The organism is Streptomyces sp. SID1328 (assembly GCF_009865595.1).
Classification (GTDB): Bacteria; Actinomycetota; Actinomycetes; order Streptomycetales; family Streptomycetaceae; genus Streptomyces; species Streptomyces griseoluteus.
On sequence record NZ_WWKH01000993.1, the window covers coordinates 1 to 8,487 of the forward strand.

The following is an 8,487-nucleotide window of genomic DNA, read 5'->3' on the forward strand; positions in this document are numbered from 1 at the left end:
TCCGATCTAGCTGGGGGCGCGGCTGCAGGCACTGGCGGACGAGTACCGGGAGCTGTCCGATCCGTCGCTGCCGGACGCGTCACTCGTCTTCGCACTGTTTCACCCGGCGCCGCGCGAGCAGGCTGCGGGAGGCGCCAGGTGACCTCAGACGTCCGGAAGTTGCCGACCGGGTTCGGGCGGCTGTGGACTGCGCAGACGGTGTCCTCGCTTGGTGACGGGGTGTCGCATGCCGCGCTGCCGCTGCTCGCGTTGACGTTGACGCGGGATCCGATGGCGCTCGCCGTCGTCACGGCCGCCGGGACGCTGCCGTGGCTGCTCTTCGGGGTGCTCGGCGGTGCGCTGGTGGACCGCTGGGACCGCCGGCGCACGATGTGGGTCATGGACGCGGCGCGTGCGGTGCTGCTCGCGATACCGGCGGCAGCGGCAGCGCTCGACGGCTTGAGCATTCCGCTGCTCGCGGCCGTCGCCTTCCTGCTCGGCCTCGGCGGACTCTTCTTCGACACGGCCGCCACGGCCTATCTGCCGGATCTGCTCGGCCGCGACCCCGCACTCCTGGAGCGAGCCAACTCTCGCTTGCGCGGGGCCCAGACCGCCATGTCCGGCTTCGCGGGGCCGCCTGCGGGCAGTGCGCTGCTCGCGCTCGGGCGTTCGGTTCCGCTGCTCGCCGACGCGGTGTCGTTCATGCTCTCCGCACTGCTCGTACGGTCGCTTCCCGCCATGCCACGGCCCGTGCCGAAGGTCCGCGAGTCGCTGCTTCGGCAGGCGCGGGCCGGGGCCTCGTACGTCTTCCGGGACCAGTTGCTGCTCGGGCTCGCGCTCCGCCCAGCGGTCGGGAACGTCGCCTTCCTCGCTGTGGAGACCGTCCTCGCACTCTTCGCGCACGACCGCCTCGGCATCGACACCTACGGCTTCGGCCTGCTCCTCACGGCGGAGGCCACCGGTGGCCTGCTCGGTGCAGGCATCGCCTCCTACCTCGGCCGACGACTCGGCACTGGCACCGCACTGACCTGCACAGCCGCCGTCGAAGGGCTTGCCATCCTGGGCCTGGCCGCTGCCCCGAACCCGTACGTGGCCGGGCTGGCGCTCGCCGTCTGCGGGGCCGGCATGGGCGCCACGATGGTGCTCGGGCCCTCCCTCCGACAGGCGATCGTCCCGGCCCACCTCATGGGCCGGGTCGCCTCCACCTCCCGCATGCTGGCCATGTGCGCCGCCCCCATCGGGGCTTTCCTCGGCGGCTGGCTGGCCACCACCTACGACATCCGCACCCCGCTCTACGCCGCCGCCGTCCTCCTCCTGGCGATGACGGCCGTCACGGCAACCATGACCAGCAACCGCCGGGTCGAAGCGGCGCTGGGGGCCGCCGCCCCGGCCGGCGGTCCGGATCACCCGGCATCCGAGGGTCCCGCCCAGGAGAGTGCACCCGACGTGTTGTGACGCCTGCCGCGAAGGCGTCACAAACGTCGGGTGCGTACGCCCTTGGCGACTTCGGAATGCTGGAGGAACTCACGCAGCGCGTCGTGGCCCAGCACGGCCATCCCCTCGATCCCGCCGGGCAGTTCGACGGGCGCCACCGCGCCGAGGGCCAGCAGTCGGGCGTTGTCGGCGTGCGGGCAGCCCCCGGCGGGATCCAGGCGGTGCGGGACTTCGGAGGGCGACGTCTCCATGGTGCTCCTGACGGTCGTACGGCCGGGAGGGGTGCGCCGCCGATCGTAGGGCGGCGGGTCAGCCGAGGTAGTGGGCGCGGCCGTCGTCGTCCAGCTCGAAGGGGCCGTCGGGGATGATGCAGAACTCATTGCCCTCCGGGTCCGCCATCACCAGGAACCCGCCCTCGTCGTACTCCGTCAGCCGGCGCCCGCCCAGCGCCTCCACGCGCCGCTGCTCGGCGGCCGGGTCGGCGGCGGTGACATCGAAGTGCATGCGGTTCTTGCCCGACTTGGGGCCGTCGGCCCGCTGGAACCCGAGGCCGAGGCCGTCCTCGCGCCGGAGCCAGACGTAGGGGCCCGTGCGGCCCACGACCGGCCTGCCGAGCAGCTCGGACCAGAACGCGGCGAGCCGCTCGGGGTCGGTGGCGTCGACGATGAGGGCGTTGATCCGCAGCGGAGTGTTCGTCATGCGCCGATCCTGCCAGGGGGGCGCCGCAGCACGGACCGGGGAGGGCCGTCGTACGCGAGATAGCCTGGGCAAATGCTGACCGAAGTCACCGCCACCCGGTTCGTCACGCCCCTGCGTGAGGGCGGCTCGCTGCCGGGGCTCGTCGAGGCCGACGATCTCGGCCTCTACGTCCTGAAGTTCACCGGCGCCGGGCAGGGCCGCAAGACCCTGGTCGCCGAGGTCGTCTGCGGGGAACTCGCCCGGCGCCTCGGCTTCCGGGTGCCCGGCCTCGTGACCGTAGGGCTGGACCCCGTGCTCGGACTGGGGGAGCCCGAGCGGCAGGTGCAGGACCTGTTGCGCGCCAGCGGGGGCGCCAACCTCGGCATGGACTTCCTCTCCGGCGCCCTCGGCTACGACCCGCTCGCCTTCCCCGTCGACCCCGGGGAGGCGGGCCGGATCGTGTGGTTCGACGCGCTGGTCAACAACGTCGACCGCTCCTGGCGCAACCCCAACCTTCTGGTGCAGGGGGGCGGGCTGTGGCTCATCGACCACGGCGCCACCATGATCTGGCACCACAACTGGCCCTCCGTCGACGCCTCCGCCGCCCGGCCCTACGACGCCGCCGACCACGCCCTCGCCCGCTTCACCCCCGACGTCGGCGCCGCCGCGGCCGACCTGGCCCCCCTGGTCACCGAGGAACTGCTCGCCGAGGTCACCGCCCGGATCCCCGACGCCTGGCTGGCCGACGAACCCGGCTTCGACACGCCAGACGACCTGCGCCGTGCCTACGCGCGCCCGCTGCTCGCCCGCGCGGGCACCGTCCACGAACGCATCGAGGGCCTCAAGGAGAGCAAGTGAGCGAGCACCACATTCACATGGCCGGAAGTGTGGTCGAGCGCCACATCATCCGGGGCGGGCAGGGCGGCGACCGCGAGGTGTACGAGTACGCCCTGCTGCGGGTCGTCCCCCGCGTCGAGCGCGGTGAGCGGATCAACGCGGGCGTGATCGTCTACTGCCGCGCCCGCGGTTACGTCGGCGCCCGCACCCACCTGGACGAGCCCCGGCTGCTCGCGCTCGACCCGGACGCGGACGTGCAAGGGGTGCGCGCCGCGCTCGGCGCCGTGGAGCGGATCTGCGCGGGCGGGGAGGACGCCGGGCAGGCGGCGGGCGACGACGCCGGGCGGCGTTTCCGCTGGCTGATCGCGCCCCGTTCCACGGTGGTGCGGCCCGGACCGGTGCACACCGGGCTGACCGCCGACCCGGTGGCCGAGACGGAGCGGCTGCTGGACCTCCTGGTGAGGTAATGGATCACACCGCCCGGTGTCCCGTTGACACCGGGTGCCAGGGCTTCTAGCGTCACGGGTGCTGAAGGTACTAAGCGGTCGCTCACCGCACGGCGGGTCCGGTCCGGACCGGCCGGGTTCTCTCAAGGGCGAGGAGAAGCAGCAATGTCCACCACTGAACAGCGGGTCGCGGTAGTCACCGGCGCGGCGCGCGGCATCGGCGCCGCCACCGCCGTACGGCTGGCCGCCGAGGGTCACGCCGTCGCCGTCGTCGACCTGGACGAGGCCGCCTGCAAGGACACCGTCGAGAAGATCACCGCCGCGGGCGGCAAGGCCCTCGCGGTCGGCGCCGACGTCTCCGACGAGGCGCAGGTCGAGGCGGCCGTCGCGCGGATCGCGGAGGAGCTGGGCGCGCCCACCATCCTGGTCAACAACGCCGGAGTGCTCCGCGACAACCTGCTGTTCAAGATGAGCGTGTCCGACTGGGACACCGTGCTCGGCGTGCACCTGCGCGGCTCGTTCCTGATGACCAAGGCCGTGCAGAAGCACATGGTGGACGCGGGCTTCGGCCGGGTCGTCAACCTGTCCTCGTCCTCCGCGCTCGGCAACCGCGGCCAGGCCAACTACTCGGCCGCCAAGGCGGGTCTCCAGGGCTTCACCAAGACCCTCGCCATCGAGCTGGGCAAGTTCGGCATCACCGCCAACGCCGTCGCCCCCGGCTTCATCGCCACCGAGATGACCAAGGCCACGGCCGACCGCGTGGGCATGGGCTTCGAGGACTTCAAGAAGGCCGCCGCCACCCAGATCCCGGTCCAGCGCGTCGGTGAGCCCGAGGACATCGCCAACGCCATCGCCTTCTTCACCGGCGAGGCGGCCGGGTTCGTCTCCGGCCAGGTGCTGTACGTCGCGGGCGGACCGCTCGACTAGCCGGTCCGGACCCCGAGGAACCCTGGAGCACACGGACATGACTGAACTCCCCGCACTCTCCGGCAAGGCCGCGCTCGTCACGGGCGCCAGCCGGGGCATCGGCTACGGCGTCGCGGAGGCCCTGGTGGCACGCGGTGACCGCGTGGTCATCACCGGCCGCAACGAGGAGGCGCTGAAGGAGGCCGTCGAGCGGCTCGGTGCCGACCGCGTCATCGGCGTCGCCGGCAAGGCCCACGACCTCGCCCACCAGACCGAGGCCGTCGAACGCGCCATGGAGGCGTTCGGCCGCGTCGACTACCTGGTCAACAACGCGGGCACGAACCCGGTCTTCGGCCCCATCGCCGACGTCGACCTGGACGTGGCCCGCAAGGTCTTCGAGACCAACGTGATCTCGGCGCTCGGCTTCGCCCAGAAGACCTGGCACGCCTGGCAGCGGGAGAACGGCGGCGCGATCGTCAACATCGCCTCCGTCGCCGGCCTCGCGCCGTCGCCGTTCATCGGCGCGTACGGCGTGAGCAAGGCCGCGATGATCAACCTGACCCAGCAGCTCGCGCACGAGTTCGCGCCCAAGGTGCGGGTCAACGCGATCGCCCCGGCGGTCGTGAAGACCAAGTTCGCCGAGGCCCTGTACGAGGGCCGGGAGGAGGAGGCGGCCGCCTCCTATCCGCTCGGCCGGCTCGGCGTCCCCTCCGACATCGGCGGGGCCGCGGCCTTCCTCACCTCCGCGCAGTCCGACTGGGTCACCGGTCAGACGCTCGTCGTGGACGGCGGCATCTTCCTCAACGCCGGGGTGGGCTGACCCCCGGCCCGCGCCACCACGGGCGCCGTTCCCTCAAGGGGGAGCGGCGCCCGTACGCGTTCCAGGCGGGGCCGCCGCATGACAACGTAGTCATCCGAAATTGATCAACAACCCATGTTTCAGAGGAGGTTCACGAGGTCCGGTGCTGCGGTATGGTCTGCCGACCTTGGTACGGCGGATCGAGGAGCGAGCGCGTGTTCAAGCGGAACAGAGTCCGGCGCAGGGTCGCGGCGGCCGTGTCCCTGACCTCCCTCATCACCCTGCTGCCCGGCTGCGGACTGCTCTCCGACGGCGGCCCGGACGACAGCAGCCCGATCGTGGTGGGGACGACCAGCGCGCCGAGCACCCTGGACCCGGCGGGCGCGTGGGACGGCTCCTGGGAACTGTTCCGCAACGTCTTCCAGACCCTCCTGGCCTACCCGAACGGCGCGACCACCCCCCAGCCGGACGCCGCGGAGAGCTGCTCCTTCACCGATTCCACCAGCCGCACCTACCGCTGCAAGCTGCGTGCCGGGCTGAAGTTCGCCGACGGCCACCCGCTCGATGCCGAGGCCGTCCGGCACTCCATCGACCGCATCCGCACCATCAACGCCCCGAGCGGCCCCGCCGGACTGCTGGAGGGGCTGGACCGGGTGGAGACCACGGGTGCGCGGGAGATCGTCTTCCACCTCAAGAGGCCCGACGCCACCTTCCCGTTCGTCCTCGCCACCCCGGCCATGTCCCTCGTCGACCCGCGCGAGTACCCCGCCAACTCGCTGCGCAAGGACGGCGACGTGCACGGTTCCGGCCCGTACCGCCTGGAGTCCTACGACGAGGGCAAGCAGGCCGTGCTGGTGCGCAACGACCGGTACGAGGGCTTCGCCGAGCGGGAGAACAAGGCGGTGACCATCCGGTACTTCCAGGACTCCGCCGCGATGGTCGAGGCGCTGCGCGACAAGAGCATCGACGTCACCTACCGGGGACTCGCCGCCAACGACATCCTCACCCTCCAGCAGCAGTCCCCGGCCGGGCTGCAACTGGTGGACGGCACCGGCACCGACATCAGCTACCTGGTGTTCAACCCCAAGGACCGCTGGGCCGGGAACGTTGCCGTGCGCAAGGCCATAGCCCAGGTCGTGGACCGGGGTGCCATCGCGCACAAGGTGTACCGGGACACCGTCGAACCGCTGTACTCCATGGTCCCCAAGGGCCTGACCGGCCACGCCACCTCCTACTTCGACCACTTCGGCGAACCCAGCGCCGGCAAGGCCCGCGCGATCCTCGCCGCGGCGGGCATCAAGCAGCGGGTCCCGCTCACCTTCTGGTACACCTCCGACCGCTACGGCTCCGAGACCGGCGTGATGTTCCGGGAGCTGAAGCGGCAACTGGAGGACTCCGGGCTGTTCACCATCACCCTGCGCGCCCGGCCCTGGAAGACCTACGTCACCGGCTACCAGAAGGGGGAGTACCCGGTGTTCGGCCGGGGCTGGTTCCCGGACTTCCCCGACGCGGACAACTTCATCGCGCCCTTCGTCGGCGAGCACAACGCCCTCGGCACCCCCTACGTGAGCAAGAAGATAACCGGTGAGCTGCTGCCCCGGTCGCGGGCGCAGGGGGACCGGGCCCAGGTGGTGAAGGACCTGACGGCCGCCCAGCGGATCATGGTGGAGGACGCCCGGCTGATCCCGCTGTGGCAGGGGCGTCAGTACATCGCCGCGAGTGAGGACATCTCCGGCGGCGAGCGAGCCCTCGACCCCTCGACGATCATGATGATGTGGGAGCTGAACCGGAAGACGAGCTGGTGAGCGGCCTGCCGTCGGCGTTGTCAGTGGTCGGCTGTAGGTTCTGAAGCCTTGGAAGTGACCGCCGACCGTGAGGGACACCGACGTGACCGACATCGCCATGCTGCCCGAGTCCTGGCAGGGCGTTCTGGGCGACGAACTCCAGCAGCCCTACTTCAAGGAGCTGACGGAGTTCGTCGAGGAGGAGCGGGCGAAGGGTCCGGTCTACCCGCCGCGCGAGGAGGTCTTCGCGGCGCTGGACGCGACGCCGTACGACAAGGTCAAGGTGCTCGTGCTCGGCCAGGACCCGTACCACGGCGAGGGCCAGGGGCACGGGCTGTGCTTCTCGGTGCGGCCCGGTGTGAAGACCCCGCCGTCGCTGCGGAACATCTACAAGGAGATGCACGAGGAGCTGGGCCTGCCCGTCCCGGACAACGGCTATCTGATGCCCTGGGCCGAACAGGGCGTCCTGCTGCTGAACGCGGTGCTCACCGTGCGCTCCGGCGAGGCCAACTCGCACAAGGGCAAGGGCTGGGAGAAGTTCACGGACGCGGTGATCCGCGCGGTGGCCTCCCGTCCCGACCCGGCGGTGTTCGTGCTGTGGGGCAACTACGCCCAGAAGAAGCTGCCGCTGATCGACGAGACGCGGCACGTGGTCGTCAAGGGGGCGCATCCCTCGCCGCTGTCCGCGAAGAAGTTCTTCGGCTCGCGCCCCTTCACACAGATCAACGAGGCCGTCGCCGCGCAGGGCCACGAGCCGATCGACTGGCGCATTCCCGACCTGGGCTGACCGGGGACCGGCCAGGCGGTCTCACCGTTCCGTCCGGGGCCGCCTGCCCGGTATCGCCGCCGGCTGCGGTTAGCGTCATGGGCGGACGGCCGACGAGCGGCCGGATGACGGGTCCGGAGGGCGCGGTGGCGGAGCGACAGGAACAGACGGCGCCCGATGCCCTGCTCACCCGGATCGGGCAGATCGTCATGCTGCACCGGGGCGGCGACCGCGAGGAGGCCCGGCGCCGGCTGCTGGAGCTGTGGGCCGAGACTGCCGAAGCCGGCGACCCGCTGCACCGCTGCACCCTCGCCCACTACCTGGCCGACACCCAGGACGACCCGGTGGACGAACTCGCCTGGGATCTCAGGGCGTTGTCGGCGGCCGACGAGCTGACCGACGGCCGCCCCGGCGCCGATCCCGCGAGCGTGCGCGGCTTCTACCCCTCGCTGCACCTCAGTCTCGCGGCCGACTACCTCAAGCTGGACCGCGCCGACGCCGCCCGCACCCACCTCCGTCACGCCCGCCGCGCGGCCGGCGCCCTCCCCGACGACGGCTACGGCACCGCCGTCCGGGCCGCGATCACCCGCCTGGAACTCCGCCTTCCCGACACCGGCCCCTCGGAGGGCGACGGCTGGGGGCCGCCGAGACAGCGGCCGACGCGCTAACGCCCGTACGCCCGCTCGCAGATCGTCGACTGCGGGCTGTTCTTGGGCCAGCCGCCGTACTTCTTGCCCAGCGCGCACACATTCGGGATCTGCGGCACCGTGCGGGGCGCGTGCGGGGTGTCGGCGCGCGGACGGTCCGGGTACGCCCGGCGCGGGGCGGGGGCGACGGGGGTGCGCCGGGGCTCGGGCG

At 71.8% G+C, this 8,487-nt stretch carries 9 protein-coding genes and 3 pseudogenes; 9 read left to right on the forward strand and 3 right to left on the reverse strand.

The window, feature by feature from the left end; all coding sequences use genetic code 11:
• Positions 1-10 precede the first annotated feature (10 nt).
• Positions 11-142: pseudogene (locus GT030_RS36920) on the forward strand (transcriptional regulator); the annotation flags it as partial.
• Positions 139-1,434 carry an MFS transporter gene (locus tag GT030_RS32035; protein WP_161204082.1) on the forward strand — a complete coding sequence of 432 codons (1,296 nt, stop codon included), beginning with the start codon at positions 139-141 and terminating at the stop codon, positions 1,432-1,434. The pseudogene GT030_RS36920 and the gene GT030_RS32035, both read left to right, overlap by 4 nt.
• A 41-nt stretch (positions 1,435-1,475) precedes the next feature.
• Here the strand turns inward: GT030_RS32035 and GT030_RS32040 are convergent.
• Both GT030_RS32040 and GT030_RS32045 read right to left on the reverse strand, forming a co-directional pair.
• Positions 1,476-1,664, reverse strand: a pseudogene (locus GT030_RS32040) (cytochrome P450); the annotation flags it as partial.
• Positions 1,665-1,722: 58 nt separating this feature from the next.
• Positions 1,723-2,112: a VOC family protein gene (locus tag GT030_RS32045; protein WP_161204083.1), complete on the reverse strand. Its 390-nt coding sequence runs from the start codon at positions 2,110-2,112 to the stop codon at positions 1,723-1,725.
• 72 nt (positions 2,113-2,184) lie between these two features.
• Between GT030_RS32045 and GT030_RS32050 the strand changes: the two genes are divergently transcribed.
• From GT030_RS32050 to GT030_RS32080, 7 genes are all read left to right on the forward strand, one after another.
• The gene (locus GT030_RS32050; protein WP_161204084.1) at positions 2,185-2,949 is read left to right on the forward strand and encodes a HipA family kinase; all 765 of its coding nucleotides are present in this window, start codon (positions 2,185-2,187) and stop codon (positions 2,947-2,949) included.
• On the forward strand, positions 2,946-3,395 hold the full coding sequence (locus GT030_RS32055) for a DUF3037 domain-containing protein (RefSeq protein WP_161204085.1): 450 nt from the start codon (positions 2,946-2,948) through the stop codon (positions 3,393-3,395). Before GT030_RS32050 ends, GT030_RS32055 begins: the two co-directional genes overlap by 4 nt.
• Positions 3,396-3,539: 144 nt before the next feature.
• Positions 3,540-4,301 carry a 3-oxoacyl-ACP reductase FabG gene (gene fabG / locus GT030_RS32060; RefSeq protein ID WP_161204086.1) on the forward strand — a complete coding sequence of 254 codons (762 nt, stop codon included), beginning with the start codon at positions 3,540-3,542 and terminating at the stop codon, positions 4,299-4,301.
• A gap of 37 nt (positions 4,302-4,338) precedes the next feature.
• Positions 4,339-5,100: an SDR family oxidoreductase gene (locus GT030_RS32065; RefSeq protein WP_161204087.1), complete on the forward strand. Its 762-nt coding sequence runs from the start codon at positions 4,339-4,341 to the stop codon at positions 5,098-5,100.
• 194 nt (positions 5,101-5,294) lie between these two features.
• Positions 5,295-6,884 carry an ABC transporter substrate-binding protein gene (locus GT030_RS32070; protein ID WP_161204088.1) on the forward strand — a complete coding sequence of 530 codons (1,590 nt, stop codon included), beginning with the start codon at positions 5,295-5,297 and terminating at the stop codon, positions 6,882-6,884.
• Positions 6,885-6,966: 82 nt separating this feature from the next.
• Positions 6,967-7,650, forward strand: a complete 684-nt coding sequence (gene ung / locus GT030_RS32075) for a uracil-DNA glycosylase (RefSeq protein ID WP_161204089.1) — start codon at positions 6,967-6,969, stop codon at positions 7,648-7,650.
• Positions 7,651-7,775: 125 nt separating this feature from the next.
• Entirely contained in the window at positions 7,776-8,297 is a 522-nt protein-coding gene (locus GT030_RS32080) for a hypothetical protein (protein ID WP_161204090.1), read from the forward strand.
• Here the strand turns inward: GT030_RS32080 and GT030_RS32085 are convergent.
• A pseudogene (locus GT030_RS32085) lies at positions 8,294-8,487 on the reverse strand (hypothetical protein); the annotation flags it as partial. The gene GT030_RS32080 and the pseudogene GT030_RS32085 overlap by 4 nt on opposite strands.